The sequence below is a fragment of the Micromonospora yasonensis genome (assembly GCF_026013475.1).
GTDB lineage: Bacteria > Actinomycetota > Actinomycetes > Mycobacteriales > Micromonosporaceae > Micromonospora > Micromonospora yasonensis.
Genome location: NZ_JAPDPH010000168.1, coordinates 1 through 15,295 on the forward strand (window position 1 = coordinate 1; position 15,295 = coordinate 15,295).

Annotated in this window: 15 protein-coding genes and 1 pseudogene; 6 read left to right on the forward strand and 10 right to left on the reverse strand. The window is 73.3% G+C overall.

Annotated features, from left to right (window positions below):
- Positions 1-456: pseudogene (locus tag ONA70_RS26485) on the forward strand (CDP-alcohol phosphatidyltransferase family protein); the annotation flags it as partial.
- Between the two features lie 128 nt (positions 457-584).
- On the forward strand, positions 585-2,357 hold the full coding sequence (locus tag ONA70_RS26490) for a sulfatase-like hydrolase/transferase (RefSeq protein ID WP_265009202.1): 1,773 nt from the start codon (positions 585-587) through the stop codon (positions 2,355-2,357).
- A 98-nt stretch (positions 2,358-2,455) separates the two neighbouring features.
- Here ONA70_RS26490 and ONA70_RS26495 read toward each other — a convergent pair whose 3' ends face one another.
- The 6 genes from ONA70_RS26495 to ONA70_RS26520 form a co-directional block, all read right to left on the reverse strand.
- Positions 2,456-2,743, reverse strand: coding sequence for a hypothetical protein (locus tag ONA70_RS26495; RefSeq protein WP_265009203.1), 288 nt, complete (start codon positions 2,741-2,743; stop codon positions 2,456-2,458).
- Between the two features lie 98 nt (positions 2,744-2,841).
- Positions 2,842-3,903: an ABC transporter ATP-binding protein gene (locus ONA70_RS26500; RefSeq protein WP_406601247.1), complete on the reverse strand. Its 1,062-nt coding sequence runs from the start codon at positions 3,901-3,903 to the stop codon at positions 2,842-2,844.
- Entirely contained in the window at positions 3,900-4,700 is an 801-nt protein-coding gene (locus tag ONA70_RS26505; RefSeq protein WP_265009204.1) for an ABC transporter permease, read from the reverse strand. Before ONA70_RS26505 ends, ONA70_RS26500 begins: the two co-directional genes overlap by 4 nt.
- Positions 4,697-5,485: a molybdate ABC transporter substrate-binding protein gene (gene modA / locus ONA70_RS26510; RefSeq protein WP_265009205.1), complete on the reverse strand. Its 789-nt coding sequence runs from the start codon at positions 5,483-5,485 to the stop codon at positions 4,697-4,699. The genes ONA70_RS26505 and modA overlap by 4 nt, the downstream gene beginning before the upstream one ends.
- Positions 5,482-5,883: a TOBE domain-containing protein gene (locus ONA70_RS26515; protein WP_265009206.1), complete on the reverse strand. Its 402-nt coding sequence runs from the start codon at positions 5,881-5,883 to the stop codon at positions 5,482-5,484. The genes modA and ONA70_RS26515 overlap by 4 nt, the downstream gene beginning before the upstream one ends.
- Positions 5,884-5,983: 100 nt before the next feature.
- A complete protein-coding gene (locus tag ONA70_RS26520) occupies positions 5,984-8,068 on the reverse strand; it encodes a heavy metal translocating P-type ATPase (RefSeq protein WP_265009207.1) in 2,085 nt (694 codons plus the stop codon).
- Between the two features lie 171 nt (positions 8,069-8,239).
- On the opposite strand from ONA70_RS26520, the gene ygiD reads away from it, so the two are divergent.
- On the forward strand, positions 8,240-9,109 hold the full coding sequence (gene ygiD / locus ONA70_RS26525) for a 4,5-DOPA-extradiol-dioxygenase (protein ID WP_265009208.1): 870 nt from the start codon (positions 8,240-8,242) through the stop codon (positions 9,107-9,109).
- A 70-nt stretch (positions 9,110-9,179) separates the two neighbouring features.
- Here the strand turns inward: ygiD and ONA70_RS26530 are convergent, their stop codons facing one another.
- Positions 9,180-9,560: a DUF1622 domain-containing protein gene (locus ONA70_RS26530; RefSeq protein WP_265009209.1), complete on the reverse strand. Its 381-nt coding sequence runs from the start codon at positions 9,558-9,560 to the stop codon at positions 9,180-9,182.
- 202 nt (positions 9,561-9,762) lie between these two features.
- On the opposite strand from ONA70_RS26530, the gene ONA70_RS26535 reads away from it, so the two are divergent.
- Positions 9,763-9,930 (forward strand): hypothetical protein, encoded by a 168-nt coding sequence (locus ONA70_RS26535; RefSeq protein WP_265009210.1) that lies wholly within the window; start codon positions 9,763-9,765, stop codon positions 9,928-9,930.
- A gap of 64 nt (positions 9,931-9,994) precedes the next feature.
- Here the strand turns inward: ONA70_RS26535 and ONA70_RS26540 are convergent, their stop codons facing one another.
- Together ONA70_RS26540 and ONA70_RS26545 are read right to left on the reverse strand one after the other, a co-directional pair.
- Positions 9,995-11,029 carry a 2-oxoacid:ferredoxin oxidoreductase subunit beta gene (locus ONA70_RS26540; RefSeq protein WP_265009211.1) on the reverse strand — a complete coding sequence of 345 codons (1,035 nt, stop codon included), beginning with the start codon at positions 11,027-11,029 and terminating at the stop codon, positions 9,995-9,997.
- The gene (locus ONA70_RS26545) at positions 11,022-12,869 is read right to left on the reverse strand and encodes a 2-oxoacid:acceptor oxidoreductase subunit alpha (protein ID WP_265009212.1); all 1,848 of its coding nucleotides are present in this window, start codon (positions 12,867-12,869) and stop codon (positions 11,022-11,024) included. Before ONA70_RS26545 ends, ONA70_RS26540 begins: the two co-directional genes overlap by 8 nt.
- A gap of 415 nt (positions 12,870-13,284) precedes the next feature.
- Here ONA70_RS26545 and ONA70_RS26550 point away from each other — a divergent pair, with 415 nt between their 5' ends.
- Entirely contained in the window at positions 13,285-13,662 is a 378-nt protein-coding gene (locus ONA70_RS26550) for an NADH-quinone oxidoreductase subunit A (RefSeq protein WP_265009213.1), read from the forward strand.
- Positions 13,663-13,711: 49 nt separating this feature from the next.
- On the opposite strand, the gene folP is transcribed toward ONA70_RS26550, so the two are convergent.
- Positions 13,712-14,581: a dihydropteroate synthase gene (gene folP, locus ONA70_RS26555; protein WP_265009214.1), complete on the reverse strand. Its 870-nt coding sequence runs from the start codon at positions 14,579-14,581 to the stop codon at positions 13,712-13,714.
- 151 nt (positions 14,582-14,732) lie between these two features.
- On the opposite strand from folP, the gene ONA70_RS26560 reads away from it, so the two are divergent.
- On the forward strand, positions 14,733-15,295 hold a 563-nt coding region (locus tag ONA70_RS26560), incomplete at its 3' end, for a DivIVA domain-containing protein (protein WP_265009215.1).

Here is a 15,295-nt window from a genome sequence, read left to right on the forward strand (position 1 = left end):
GCCGCCGTGGCGCTCGCGTTGGACGCGGTCGACGGACCGGTGGCCCGGCGCACCAGCACGGCCAGCCCGCTGGGCGCGCGCTTCGACATGGAGGTCGACGCGTTCCTGATCCTGGTGCTCAGCGCGCACCTGGCACCGGCCGTCGGCGGCTGGGTCCTCGCCATCGGCGGCATGCGGTACGCCTTCGTCGCGGCGAGCTGGGTGCTGCCCTGGATGCGGCGCCGGCTGCCGCCGCGCTACTGGCGCAAGGTGGTCGCCGCCGCGCAGGGCGTGCTGCTGACCGTGGCCGCGAGCGGGCTGCTGCCGCCGGTGGCCGGCGCCGCGCTGGCGGCGGGCGCGCTGGCCCTGCTGGTCGAGTCGTTCGGCCGCGACGTGGCCTGGCTGTGGCGGCACCGCCCCGCCTCGCCCGCTGGGCCGGACCGACCGGTCGTCGGGCCGTCCGCTGCCACTCCCCGCCTCCCCCTAGCCGCCCGACCGGACGGCCCGGCGGCCCGGCCAGTGCCGCCGGACACCCGGCTCCCCGCCCACCAGCCCGTCTGACGCCGCGTCGCCCGGCTCCCACCCCGCCGCCGAAGGATGCCCCCGTGTCACTCCTCGCCCGCTTCCGCCGACCGGCCGGGGCCGCCCCGACCGGCGAGCCCACCACCCCCGGCCCGACCACACCGCCGACGCCCGAGGAAGGGTCGGCGGCCGAGGCCGGCGAGCTGCCACCGGACCGGGGGGCCGCGCCGTCGCGAGGTCGGCGGATCGCCGCCGCCGGCCTCACCGGCCTGGCTGCGCTGCTGGTGGTGGCCGCGCTGGTGCTGCCCGACGAGCTGAGCCGGGTCGGGCCCGCCGCGATGCTGCGGATCCCGGTGGAGGGGCTGGTCGTGGCGACGCTGCTGCTCGTCCTCCCGGCCCGGGCACGCCGGCCGGCCGCCGCGCTGGCGGGGCTGCTGCTCGGGCTGCTCACCGTGCTGAGGCTGCTGGACATGGGCTTCTTCGTGGCCCGGGGCCGACCGTTCGACCTGCTGCTCGACTGGGGGCTGTTCGACGACGGGTACGGCTATCTCGCCAACTCGGTCGGCCGGGCCGGCGCGGTGGCCGCCGCGGCCGGGGCACTGCTGCTCACCGCCGGCCTGCCGGTGCTGGTGGCGCTGGCGGTGCTGCGGCTGGCCCGGCTGCTCGCCCGGCAGCGGGCCGCGTCGGCCCGGGTGGTCGCGGCCCTCGCCGTGCTCTGGCTGGGCTGCGCCCTGTTCGACGTCCGGCTCACCGCCGGCGTACCGGTGGCCGACCGGGCGGCGACCACGCTGGTAACCGCGCACGCCGGGCAGGTCCGGGCCGGGCTGCGGGACCGCGAGGTGTTCGCCGGGGAGGCGGCCACCGACGCGTACCGCGACGTGCCGGGCGACCGGCTGCTGACCGGGCTGCGCGGCAAGGACGTGCTGGTCGCATTCGTGGAGAGCTACGGCCGGGCCGCCGTGGCGGATCCCGAGCTGTCACCGGGCGTGCACGCGGTGCTCGACGACAGCTACCGCGACCTGCGCGCGGCCGGGTACGACGCCCGCAGCGGCTTCCTCACCTCGCCCACCTTCGGCGGCGGCAGTTGGCTGGCCCACGCCACTCTGCTGTCCGGGCTGTGGATCGACAACGACCAGCGGCACCGGGACCTGCTGGCCGGCGACCGGCTGACCCTCAACGGCGCGTTCCACCGGGCGGGGTGGCAGACCGTCGGGGTGCTGCCGGCGGCCACCCAGCCGTGGCCGGAGGGGAAGTTCTTCGGCTACGACCGGTACTACGACGCCGAGCGGCTGGCCTACCGGGGGCCGACGTTCAGCTACGCGCCGATGCCGGACCAGTACACCCTGGCCACCTTCCAGCGCCTCGAACGGGCCCACCCGCACGCCCCGATCATGGCGGAGATCCCGCTGGTCTCCAGCCACTCCCCCTGGTCGGCGATCCCGAAGCCGGTGCCGTGGGACGCGATCGGCGACGGGAAGATCTTCGACGAGGCGTCGACCCGCAGCGGGGGCGGCCGGGACGTGGCGCAGCGGGACAGCGGCCAGATCCGCGCCGACTACGCGCACTCCATCCGGTACACCCTCGGCACGTTGGTCTCGTACGTGCTGACCTACGGCGGGGACGACCTGGTGCTGGTCTTCCTCGGTGACCACCAGCCGGCCGCCACGGTCACCGGCGAGGGCGCCGGCCGGGACGTACCGATCACCATCGTGGCGAAGGACCGGAAGGTGCTGGACCGGATCACCGGCTGGGGCTGGCAGGCCGGCCTGCGCCCCGGCCCGCAGGCCCCGGTGTGGCGGATGGACACCTTCCGGGACCGCTTCCTGGCTGCCTTCGGCCCCACCCCCGGCCACTGAGCGTTCGTATCGCCTCGTCGCGGTTGTGGTGCCCGCGAAAGGGGTGTTTCACCACGAACAGGCAGCCGAACCTGCAAGATCGCCGAATAGTGGCCGGGTCAGGCCGCTTCGCGCCGAGGGGAGCGGGTCGGGGGCGGCGTGTCGCGGAACGCGGCGTTCTCGTCGGCCGGCGCGCCGGCCCGGGCCAGGCGCATCGCCCGCCGGGCATCGACCAGCGTGTCGCAGGGCGCGGCCTGTCCGCCGCAGAGCAGGCTGGGGCAGTGACCGGTCTCGTCCGGCTGGTGCGCGGTGGCCACGTCGTACGCCGCCCGCCACAGCAGCGGGTCGGTCACGTCGTCCGGCAGCACGGCCTCGTGGCTGGACCGGTTCTGGGTCGTGTCGGACACCCCGTTGCCCCTCTCCTCATCGCTCCCCCTGTTCCCTGACCGGGAAAGCCCAGGTCAAACCTTCCCTCGCGGAGCTGCCAGCGTCCACGAGGTTTCCGTCACGCCGGGTATGCGCGGGTCTCCGCCGCCTTGACCGCCGCCCAGACCTCCTGGCCGGGGCGCAGCCCCAACTGGGCGGCCGCGGCGGGGGTGACGTCGGCGGCGACCGCGACCGGCCCGTCGAGCTGGACGCGCAGGTTGTCGCCGTGTCGCTGCACCCCGGCCACGACCGCCGGCCAGACGTTGCGTGGGCTGCCGTCGGGGCGGGCCGGATGCAGCGCGACGGCGGCCGGCGGGAAGGCCACGAAGGCCACCCCGTGCACGGCGTCCGCCGTGGTCAGGGTGAGCCCGCCGACCGTGACGGCGTGCCCGGCGGCGCGCCCCCGGTGCAGGTTGAGGCCGACCAGCCGGGCCACGTAGTCGGTGCGCGGCCGGGCGGTGACGGTGGCCGCGTCGCCCTCCTGGACCACCCGGCCGTGCTCGACGATGACCAGCCGGTCGGCGAGCACCAGGGCGTCCAGCGGGTCGTGGGTGACCAGCAGGGTGGCGCCCGGGTGCTCGCCCAGGTGCCGCTGGAGTTCGGCGCGGGTGTCCAGCCGGGTCCGCGCGTCGAGCGCGGCGAGCGGCTCGTCGAGCAGCAGCAGGGTGGGTTCGACGGCGAGGGCCCGGGCCAGGGCGACCCGCTGGGCCTGCCCGCCGGAGAGCTGCCGGGGCTTGTCCCGGGCCCGTCCGCCCAGGCCCACCCGGTCCAGCCAGCCCTGCGCCCGGGCCCGTGCGGCCCGCCGGTCGGCGCCCCGCCGGCGCGGGCCGAAGGCGACGTTGTCCAGCGCGCTGAGGTGCGGGAAGAGCAGGTAGTCCTGGAAGACCACGCCGACCGGGCGTCGCTCGGGCGGGGACCACACGCGCCGCTCGGGGCGGTCCAGGTCCACCCCGTCGAGGGTGAGGTGGCCGGCGGTGAGCGGGTGCAGCCCGGCCAGGGCCCGCAGGGCGGTGGTCTTGCCGGCCCCGTTCGGGCCGAGCAGCGCGACCACCTCCCCGGCGGCGATCCGCAGCCGGACGTCGAGGTGGAAGGCGCCCCGGTCGGCGACCAGGTGCGCGTCGAGCAGCGGCGGGGCGGTCACGGCGTACCGACCCAGCGGTCGCGCAGCCCGGCGAGGATGGTGACCGAGACGGTGAGCAGGATGAGGCTGAGCACGATCGCGGCCTGCAGGTCAGTCTCCAGGGCCAGGTAGACGGCCAGCGGCATGGTCTGGGTGCGGCCGGGATAGTTGCCGGCGAAGGTGATGGTCGCGCCGAACTCGCCGAGCGCGCGGGCCCAGCAGAGCACCGCGCCCGCCGCCACACCGGGGGCGACCAGCGGCAGGGTGACGTGGGTGAAGGTGGTCCAGCGCCCGGCGCCGAGGGTGGCCGCCGCCTCCTCGTACCGCCGGTCGGCGCCGCGCAGCGCCCCCTCGACCGCGATGACCAGGAACGGCATGGCCACGAACGCCTCGGCGAGCACCACCCCGGGGGTGGTGAACGGCAGGGTCACCCCGAAGGCGGCGTCCAGCCACGACCCGAGCAGCCCACGTCGGCCGAAGACCAGCAGCAGCGCCACCCCGCCGACCACCGGGGGCAGCACCAGCGGCACGGTGACCAGCGCGCGCACCAGCCGCCGGCCGGGGAACTCGACCCGGGCGAGCAGCCACGCCAGGGGTACGCCGAGGGCGACGCAGAGCAGCGTGGCGAGGGTGGCGGTCTCCAGCGACAGCCGCAGCGCGGTGAGCACGCCCGGCTCGGCCAGCCGTCGGGGCAGGGTGGTCCACGGTGCCCGGGCCAGCAGACCGAGCAGCGGCAGGACGAGGAAGAACAGCCCGAGGCCGGCGGGGAGCAGCAGGGCGAGCGGCAGCCGCTGCCGGGTGGCGACGGGGCGGGTCACCGGTTTTGCGGGGCCTGGAACCCGGCGCCGGCCAGCACGGCGAGGCCCGCGTCGGAGCGGACGTAGTCGAGGAAGGCCCGGGCGCCGTCCGGGTTGCCCGCGTGCTTCAGCACGACGATCGGGTAGTCGTTGACCGCCTGCGCGGACTCGGGGAACTCGACGGCGTCCAGCTCACCGGCGGCGGACCGGGCGTCGGTGCGGTAGACGAGGGCGGCGTCGACCTCGCCGAGCCTCACCTTGGCCAGCGCGCCCTTGACGTCCTGTTCGAGGGTGGCCGGGGTGAGCCGGACGCCGGCCGCGTCGAGGGCCTGTCTCGCCGCCGACCCGCACGGGACCTGCTCGGCACAGAGTGCCACCTTCACCCCGGGCCGGGCCAGGTCGGCCAGCCCGGCGACCTTGCCCGGGTTGCCCCTGAGGACGGCGACGACAAGCTGGTTGCGGACCAGGGTGGCCGGGTCGCCGGCGGCGTCGCCCGCGTCGGTGACCGTCTTCATGGTGGCCGGGGAGGCGGCGGCGAAGACGTCGGCCGGGGCGCCCTGGGTGATCTGGGTGGCGAGCGCCGAGCTGCCGGCGAAGTTGAAGGTGACGGTGGTGCCGGGGTGGGCCGCCTCGAAGTCCTTGCCCAGCTTTGTGAAGGACTCGGTGAGCGAGGCGGCGGCGAACACGGTCACCCGTCCGCCGCCGGCCTCGGCGGCCGGGCCGTCGGCGGTGCCGGCGCAGCCGGTCAGACCCAGGGCCAGCGCGGCCGCCCCGGCGAGGGCGGCGCGGATCCACGGCACGGTCATGAACTGGTCCTTCCCTTGGCCGCGGGGGCGCGTTCGACCACGACGGTGGTCGACTTGATCACGGCGACGGCAACCGCGCCGACCTGCAGGTCGAGTTCGTCGACCGCCTCCCGGCTCATCAGCGAGACGATCCGGAACGGCCCGGCCTGGATGTCGACCTGGGCCATCACGGTGTCCTTGACGACGGCGGTGACGATGCCGCGCAGCCGGTTACGGGCGGACGACAGCTCCGGGTGCCCCGGGGCGCGGACGAACGCGGCCAGGTCGACCCCGTCGAGCACCCGGTGGCCGTGCTCGTCGCGCGTGGCGGGCAGCCGCCCGGCGTCGATCCAGCGGCGGACCGTGTCCGCGCTGACCCCGAGCAGTTCGGCGGCCTCGCCGATCCGGAACACCGTCACCCGGCCACCCTAGCGGCCCGCAGCTGCGGCCGTAAACCACCGCTGCTCCTCGTATCCGCCAGGGGTTGAGGGCAGCGGCGGCTGCATCTGCGGGTGCCGCTCAGTCCTCGGGCGTGAGGCGTACCCGGCGGAGCAGTTGCGCGTTGAGCGCCACGACGATGGTGGAGGCCGACATCAGCACCGCGCCGACGGCCGGGCTGAGCGCGACGCCCGCCCAGGCCAGCACCCCGGCGGCGAGCGGGATCGCCACCACGTTGTAGCCGGCCGCCCAGGCCAGGTTCTGCCGCATCTTCCGGTACGACGCCCGGGACAGCCGGATGACGCCGGTGACGCCGCGCGGGTCGTCGCTGGCCAGCACCACCCCCGCGGATTCGATGGCCACGTCGGTGCCGGCGCCGATCGCCACTCCCACGTCCGCCCGGGCGAGCGCCGGGGCGTCGTTCACCCCGTCGCCGACCATCGCCACGGTCAGCCCCCGCGACTGGAGGTCGGTGACCGCCTTGTCCTTGTCGGCGGGGAGCACCTCGGCGAAGACCTCGTCCACCCCGGGGCGGAAGCCCAGGTCGGCGGCGACCGCCTCGGCGACCGGCCGGGCGTCCCCGGTGATCATGACGATCTTCTGCACCCCCTGCTCGCGCAGTTGGGCGATCGCCTCGCGGGCCTCCGGGCGGACCTCGTCCTCCAGGGCGAACGCGCCGACCACCCGGGCGGCGCCCCGCTCGGGCGACCGGACCAGGTGCAGCACCGCCGCGCCCCGGTGCGACCAACCCTCGGCGGCACGGATCAGTTCGCCGGGCACGTCGACGCCCAGTTCGCGCAGCAGGGCCGGGCCACCGACCGCCCACTGCGTACCGTCGACCACCGCGCGGACGCCCCGGCCGGTCAGCGACCGGAAGTCCCGCGCCTCGGCCCGCAGGCTCCGCTCCTGAGCGGCGGCGACCAGGGCCCGGGCGAGCGGGTGCTCGCTGTCGGCCTCGACCGCGGCGGCGACCCGCAGCGCGTCGTCCTCGGTCAGGTCACCGGCGGCGGCCACGCCGGTGAGGGTGTGCCGGCCCTTGGTGAGGGTGCCGGTCTTGTCGAACAGGACCGCGTCGACCGTGCGCATCCGCTCCAGCGCGAGCCGGTCCTTCACCAGGATGCCGGCGCGCGCCGAGAGCGCCGTGGACAGCGCCACCACCAGCGGGATGGCCAGCCCGAGGGCGTGCGGGCAGGCGATCACCAGGACCGTCACGGTGCGGACCACCGCCTGGTCGGTGTTGCCGAGGACGAGCCAGGCGCCGAAGGTGGCCAGCCCGGCGAGGGCGGCGACGTAGAACAGCAGGGCGGCGAACCGGTCGGCGAGGGCCTGGGCACGCCCACCGGAGGCCTGTGCCTGGGCGACGAGCCGGCCGATGCCGGCGAGCGCGGTGTCCTCGCCGACGGCCTCGACGCGTACCCGCAGGGCGGAGTCGGTGGCCACGGTGCCGGCGACCACCCGGTCCCCGACGGCGCGGGGCACCGGCCGGGACTCACCGGTGATCATCGACTCGTCGAGTTCCGCGGCCCCGTCGACGATTCGCCCGTCGGCGGGGACCCGGCCACCGGAGCGGACCAGCACCAGGTCACCCACCCGCAGGTCGCCCACCGACACCCGGTGCGGCTGGCCCGCCTCGTCGAGGCGTTCGGCGTCGTCGGGCAGCAGCGCCGCAAGGGCCGCCAGGGCTCCCTGGGCCTGCCCGATCGCCTTCATCTCCTGCCAGTGGCCGAGCAGCATGATGGTCACCAGCGCCGCCAGCTCCCACCAGAAGTCCAGGTCGAACAGGCCAACGCTGGTCGCCACGGAGGCGCCGTACGCGACGGTGATCGCCATCGAGATCAGCAGCATCATCCCGGGCGCCCGGTCGCGGAGCTCACGGACGCCGCCGACCAGGAAGGGCCACCCGCCGTACCAGAAGACGAGGGAGCCGAGGACCGGGCCGACCCACGCCATACCTGGGAAGTCGAGCCGGTAGCCGAACCACTCCATGACCATGTGGCTGGTCGCCACGAGCGGCACGGTCAGCGCCAGGCTCAGCCAGAACTTCCGCCGGAACTGCTCCGGGTCGTGCCCGGCGTGCTTGTCGTGCCCGCCGGCGTGGCCGGCGTGCTGGTCGTGGTCGTGCCCGACCTGGTCGTGGTGCCGGGTCGCCCGGTGTTCGTGCTCCATCGAAACGCACCTCCACCACCTACCCTATACCCGTAGGGGGTATCCAGCAAGATCGTGGGGACCCTGCCTCGCCGGGACGGCCGAACCGCTGGGTACGGCCGGCCCGGTCGTCCGGACACCGCACCGCTGCCCGGGTTAGCCTCGGGGACACGGCCGGCGACGGGGAGCGGGATGGGCGAGCAGACGACGCAGACGGTGCTGCCGGCGGCGTTCTTCGGGCACGGCAATCCGATGAACGCCCTGGAGGTCAACCGCTACACCTCCGCCTGGCGCGAGTTCGGCCGGGCGGTGCCCCGGCCCCGGGCGATCCTGGTGGTCTCCGCGCACTGGTACATCGGCGCCACCGCGGTCACCGCCATGCCGCGCCCGCGCACCATCCACGACTTCTACGGCTTCCCGCAGCAACTGTTCGACGTGCGCTACCCCGCGCCCGGACTGCCCGAGCTGGCCGAGGAGATCAGCGACGTGGTGCACCCCACCTGGGTCGGCGCCGACCTGGACTCCTGGGGAATCGACCACGGCACCTGGTCAGTGCTCACCCACGCCTTCCCCGACGCGGACATCCCGGTGGTGCAGCTGAGCATCAACGCCTTCAAGCCGCTGGACTACCACCTCGACCTCGGCGCGCGGCTCGCTCCGCTGCGCGAGCGCGGCGTGCTCGTGGTGGCCAGCGGCAACGTGGTGCACAACCTGGGCGGCGTGGACCCGCGCCTGACCGACGAGGGTTTCGACTGGGCCCGCCGCTTCGACGACGCCGCCCGGGAGATCGTCCTGGACGACCCGACCGAGGCGGCCCGGCTGGACGGGCACCGCGACTACGACCTGGCCGTACCGACCCCGGACCACTTCATCCCGCTGCTGTACCTGGCCGGGCTGGCCGGTTCCGCCGACGGTCGCCCCGAGGTGCTGGTCGACGGGTACGCGTACGGGTCGCTGTCGATGACCGCGTACACCCTCGGGCTGAGCTGCCCGCGCGAGGCGCCGTCGACCGGGGCGCCCTCGCTGCCGCCCGACGTGCCGGCCGACTCGGCCAACATCTGACCGCAGGCGGCCACAGTGGAGCGGGGCACGGCGGGAATTCTCCCGGTCGGGTACGACGAACGCCGCCGGTTTATCGCGGGCCGGCCCCCACGGTCGGGCCGCCCAGCGGCCCCTTGCCCTGCCACGGCCAGCGCCCGTCCAGCTCCACCTCCAACGAGAAGCTGAGGAAGGTCCGGACCAGCACGATCAGCGCGAGCACGCCGACGCTAATGAAGGTGGGCGAGACCGCCACGGTACGGATGATGTCTCCGCCGACCAGGAACTCCAGCCCGAGCAGAATGGCGCGGCCGACCCCCTGCCGGTACGCCCGGTAGTGGTCGACCAGCTGCCCGGTCCGTGACCAGCGGAGCAGGAAGACGACCGTGGCGATGGCCACGCCGAGGGCGATGACCAGGACCCCGGCCAGGTCCAGCAGCGCGCCGATCCGCTCGATGATCTCCTTGGTCCGCACCCGCCACCCCCGTACCGCCGGCCCTCGCCATTCACCATGGCGCATCGCCCGCCGCGCCTGGTGGCGTTTCGTGCGGAGCCACCCGGGGTGCCGGGCGGCATCCGTCTGCGGGGGGCGTTCACCGCGCCTAGGGTGGGTATCGGGACATAACCGGACCGACCCGCACGGGACGGCCACCGACCACATCTGGCGAGGAGCGGACGTGACAGAGCCGGAAGAGGACCAGGAGAAGAGCAAGAAGACCGACGACGTCCTGTTCTCCCCGGACGGGGACCCGCACCACAACCTGGCGCAGGCCCCGCAACCCGACGAGCACCTGGCCGCCCAGTTCCGGCACGACGGCGAGACGGAGACCGTCGGCGACGAGTGAACCACACGGCTCGGTTGAGCTGAACCGGCGGGGCCCCTGACAGCCCATCCGGCGGCGGGCCGAGTCAGATGATCGTCCAGGTGTCGCCGTTGGCAAGGAGTCGGGCGAGTTGCTGTTCGAGGGTTTGGTCGGTTCTTGCTTTGGCGGTTGCCACCTGTTCCTGGACGACGGTGTCGTAGGCGGGGCGGTTCACCGAGCGGAGCACGCCGATGGGGGTGTTGCGTAGGTCGGGGCCGGGCAGGCGGGTGAGGGCGAAGGCGTAGGCGGGGTCGGTGACGGTGGCGTCGTGCACGACGATCTGGTCGGTTGGGGTGGTGGCTGTTTCGCGGACTTCGAGGCCGAAGCCGCCGGGTGGGTGGACGACGCAGAATTGGCCGTCGGTGCCGAAGGTGATCGGCTGCCGGTGTTCGAGGCGGATGAGGTAGTCGTCGCGGGTGGCGGGTTCTTTCAGTTGGTCGAAGGCGCCGTCGTTGAAGATGTTGCAGTTTTGGTAGATCTCGACGAACGCGGACCCTTGGTGCTCGGCCGCCGCCCGCAGTACCGATTGCAGGTGTTTGCGGTCGGAGTCGATGGTGCGGGCGACGAAGGTGGCCTCCGCTCCGAGCGCGAGCGACAGCGGGTTGAACGGCGCGTCGGCGGACCCGACCGGGGTGGATTTGGTGATCTTCCCGATTTCGGAGGTCGGCGAGTACTGGCCTTTGGTGAGGCCGTAGATGCGGTTGTTGAAGAGCAGGATTTTGAGGTTGACGTTGCGGCGTAGGGCGTGGATGAGGTGGTTGCCGCCGATGGACAGGGCGTCGCCGTCGCCGGTGACGACCCAGATGGACAGGTCGGGGCGGGTGGTGGACAGGCCGGTGGCGATGGCGGGGGCGCGGCCGTGGATGGAGTGCATGCCGTAGGTGTTCATGTAGTAGGGGAAGCGGGAGGAGCAGCCGATTCCGGAGATGAACACGATGTTCTCGCGGGGGATGCCGAGTTCGGGCATGAAGCCTTGCACGGCGGCGAGGATGGCGTAGTCGCCGCAGCCGGGGCACCAGCGGACTTCCTGGTCGGATTTGAAGTCCTTGGCGGTGAGTTTGAGGGCGGTGGGTTCAGGCATTTTTGACGACCTCTTCCAGCGTGGTCTCCAGTTCGGCGGCGGTGAACGGTAGGCCGCGGACCTGGTTGTAGCCGATCGCGTCGATGAGGTACCGGGCGCGGATGACGTGGGCGAGTTGGCCGAGGTTCATCTCGGGGATCACGACCCGGTCGTAGGCGCGTAGGACGTCGCCGAGGTTGGCGGGCATCGGCGCGAGGTGCCGTAGGTGCGCCTGGGCGATGGCCAGGCCGCGTTGGCGTAGGGTGCGGCAGGCGGCGCCGATCGGCCCGTAGGTGGAGCCCCAGCCGAGCACGAGGACGCGGGCGTCGCCGTCGGGGTCCTCGACCTCGATATCGGGCACGGGAATGGTGTCGATGCGGGCGGCGCGGGTGCGGACCATGAGGTCGTGGTTGGCCGGGTCGTAGGAGATGTCGCCGGTCTTGTCGGCTTTCTCCAGGCCGCCGATGCGGTGTTCCAGGCCGGGGGTGCCGGGGACCGCCCACGGTCGGGCCAGGGTGGCCGGGTCGCGTAGGTAGGGCAGGAACGTGGTGCCGTCCTCACCGTTGGGGGCGGTCGCGAACTGCACGCGCAGGTCCGGCAGGCTGTCGATGTCGGGGAGCAGCCACGGTTCGGAGCCGTTGGCGACGTAGTTGTCCGACAGCAGGATCACCGGTGTGCGATACGTCAACGCGATGCGGGCGGCCTCCAGCGCGGCGTGGAAACAGTCCGCGGGGGATTTCGGGGCGATCACCGCGACCGGCGCCTCACCGTGGCGGCCGAACAGGGCCATGTTCAGGTCCGCCTGTTCGGTCTTGGTCGGCATGCCCGTCGACGGCCCCGCCCGCTGCACATCCACCACCACCAGCGGCAGTTCCAGGGCGACGGCGAGGGAGATCGTTTCGCTCTTCAACGCCACACCCGGACCGCTGGTGGTGGTCACCCCCAGGGACCCGCCGTATGAGGCGCCCAACGCGGCGCCGACCGCGGCGATCTCGTCCTCGGCCTGCATCGTGACCACACCGAACCGCTTGTGCTTGGACAACTCGTGCAGGATGTCGGAGGCCGGCGTTATCGGATACGCGCCCAGGAACACCGGCAGCCCCGACCGGACCCCCGCGGCGACCAGACCCAACGACAACGCCTGGTTACCGGTGATGTTGCGGTAGGTGCCCGCCACCATCTTCGCCGGCTTCACCTCGTACCGGACGGAGAAATCCTCGGTCGTCTCCCCGAAATTCCAACCCGCCCGGAACGCCGCCACGTTCGCCGCCACCAACTCCGGCCGCGCCGCGAACTTCCGCTCCAAAAACCGCAACGTCGACTCGTACGGACGCGAATACATCCACGACAACAAACCCAGAGCGAACATGTTCTTCGCCCGCTCCGCGTCCTTCTTCGACACCTCAAGCCCAGCCAAAGCACCGACCGTCATCGACGTCAACGCCACCGGATGCACCACATACCCGTCCAACGACCCGTCATCCAACGGGCTGACCTGGTAGCCGACCTTCGCCAGATTCCGCTTCGTGAACTCATCCGTGTTCACGATCACGTCCGCACCCCGCGGCAGATCCACCAGATTCGCCTTCAACGCCGCCGGATTCATCGCCACCAACACATTCGGCGCGTCACCCGGCGTCAGGATGTCGTAATCAGCGAAATGCACCTGAAACGACGACACCCCCGGCAGGGTCCCCGCAGGCGCCCGAATCTCCGCCGGGAAATTCGGCAACGTCGAAATATCATTACCCAACTGCGCCGTCTCCGACGTGAACCGATCACCCGTGAGCTGCATACCATCACCCGAATCACCGGCAAACCGGATCACCACCCGGTCCAGTTGACGGATCTGCTTGGTCACGCCCGCACCTCGCTTCGCTCAGCGCCGTCGCAGGGGCGGCTGAACAGTGTGGTGACCCCGCCTTGCCCGGCCACATGCCCTCCTTGACGCGCTGCTACCGCCGGCCGTCCGTCTCTGGGCCCGGCCCGCTCGATTTCTCACGTCAGAGCCTACGTCGGACCGTTAGGGCCACCTTGGTGGAGGTCCGGCGTATGGGACCCGATCGGGCCGCTGTATGCCCGCCTTTGCGCTGTTTAGTACCGCGACCGTAATCCAGATCACCGCAGGACCGAATCCGGCCCTCACGGGGTCACCCGTGCGAGGGCCGGCCCGCGAAGCGGCGGCCCACCGCGATCGCCGCCGCGAGTGCGGCCAGCGCGGGGCCCGCCGGCCTGGCCGGGGGCGCCTCGATGGCCGGGACGGTAGGCTGCCGACCGTGACCGGTTACCTCGGCTCGTACGCCACGCTCGGTCTCCTGCTGCTCGCCGCCGTGCTCTTCTTCGTCACCGCGTTCTCGGCCAATCGAGTGCTACGCCCTCGCCGTCCCGCGGATCCCTGGGGCAAGCGGTCCGCGTACGAGTGCGGTCTCGACCCGGTCGGTGGCGACTGGGCGCAGATGCAGATCCGCTACTACGTCTACGCGTACCTGTACGTGCTCTTCGCGGTCGAGGCGGTCTTCCTCTTCCCCTGGGCGCTGGTCTTCGACCGGCCCGGGTTCGGCGTGACCACCGTCGTCGAGATGGCGGTCTTCGTCGCCGTGGTGGCGCTCGGCATCCTCTACGCCTGGCGCAAGAACATCCTCCGCTGGACCTGACCGACGGCTCCGGGGCGCTGCGCGGCGTCAGACGCGCTTGCCGTGGGGCTCAGGCCAGACCGCGGCGGGTCAGCGTCGGCGGCCGGTCCCCCTTGATCGAGGCCACCATGTCGAGCACCCGGCGGGTTTCGCGTACCTGATGGGCGCGGAACACCCGGGCGCCGAGCCAGGCCGACACGGCGGTGGCGGCGAGCGTGCCCTCCAGCCGGTCCGGCACCGGCAGGTCCAGGGTCTCGCCGATGAAGTCCTTGTTCGACAGGGCGACGAGCAGCGGCCACCCGGTGTCGCTGAGCTCCGCCAGCCGGCGGGTGATCTCCAGCGAGTGGCGGGTGTTCTTGCCGAAGTCGTGCGCCGGGTCGATCAGGATCCCGTCCCGGCGTACGCCCAGGGCGACCGCGCGGTCGGCGAGCCCGGTCACCGTCGTGACCACGTCGGCCACCACGTCGTCGAAGGCCGTCCGGTGCGGCCGGGTGCGCGGGGTGAGCCCGCCCGCGTGCGAGCAGACCAGCCCCACGCCGGTCTCGGCGGCGACCCGGGCCAGCGCCGGATCCGCCCCCGACCAGGTGTCGTTGAGCAGGTCGGCCCCGGCCGCCACGGCCTCCACCGCCACCTCGGCGCGCCAGGTGTCGATCGAGATGACCACGTCCGGGAAGGCGTTCCGGACCGCGGCGATGGTGTCCACCGTCCGGCGGATCTCTTCGGTCACGTCGACCTCGTCGCCCGGCCCGGCCTTCACCCCGCCGATGTCGATGATCTCCGCGCCCTCGGTGACCGCCCGCTCGACCGCGTGCAGCGCGCTGTCCTGCGCGAAGGTGGCCCCCCGGTCGAAGAACGAGTCCGGCGTGCGGTTGACGATGGCCATCACCACCAGCTCACCAGGGGAAAAGGTCCGCCCACCGAGCCGCAGCTCCGCCGCCATGCCGCCCTCCTGATCTCCGGTCCCGCGCCAGCCGCCCCCGACGCTATCCGGTCCCGCCCCGGAACCGCCCGGGCGGTACGCCCGGTTTCGAATCATGATCGGAGCCGGTGGAGGGCTCGCCCCACGCCGTCCCGCATGCCACGATCTCCCCATGGGTCAGGTTCTGCTCCTCTTGGTCGTGGCGCTGACCGTCGCGGCGGTCGTCTTCGGGGTGACGGTGCTGGTCTCCGGCCGCGATCCGGGCCTGGTGCCGGTCGAGCCGGACGGGCGGGCCGTACCCCTGCCGGGCGGCCGGCCGCTGCACGAGTCGGACGTCGCCGAGGTGCGCTTCGACACCGCGCTGCGCGGCTACCGGATGGCCCAGGTCGACCAGGCGATGCGCCGGGCGGCGTACGACATCGGCTACAAGTCCGAGCTGATCGGCGTGCTGGAGGCCGAGGTCACCGCGCTCCGGGAGGGCCGGACCGAGGAGGCCGACGCGCTGCGCCGGGCCCGGGAGGAGGCCGCCGCGACGAGCCCGTCCGCCGAGGTTCCGGAGAGCGGCACCGACGACACCGGCGCCGTCGGGCTGACCGCCGAGGCCGGGGTGGCCGAGGCGCCCGCCGCGGCCGCGGTGGAGGACGAGAAGGACCTGCCCACCGTGTCGGCCGCCCGACCCGCGCCGGCCGGTCCCGAGGCGCCGCTGGCCCCGGTGGCCGTGCCGGTGTCCGCCGC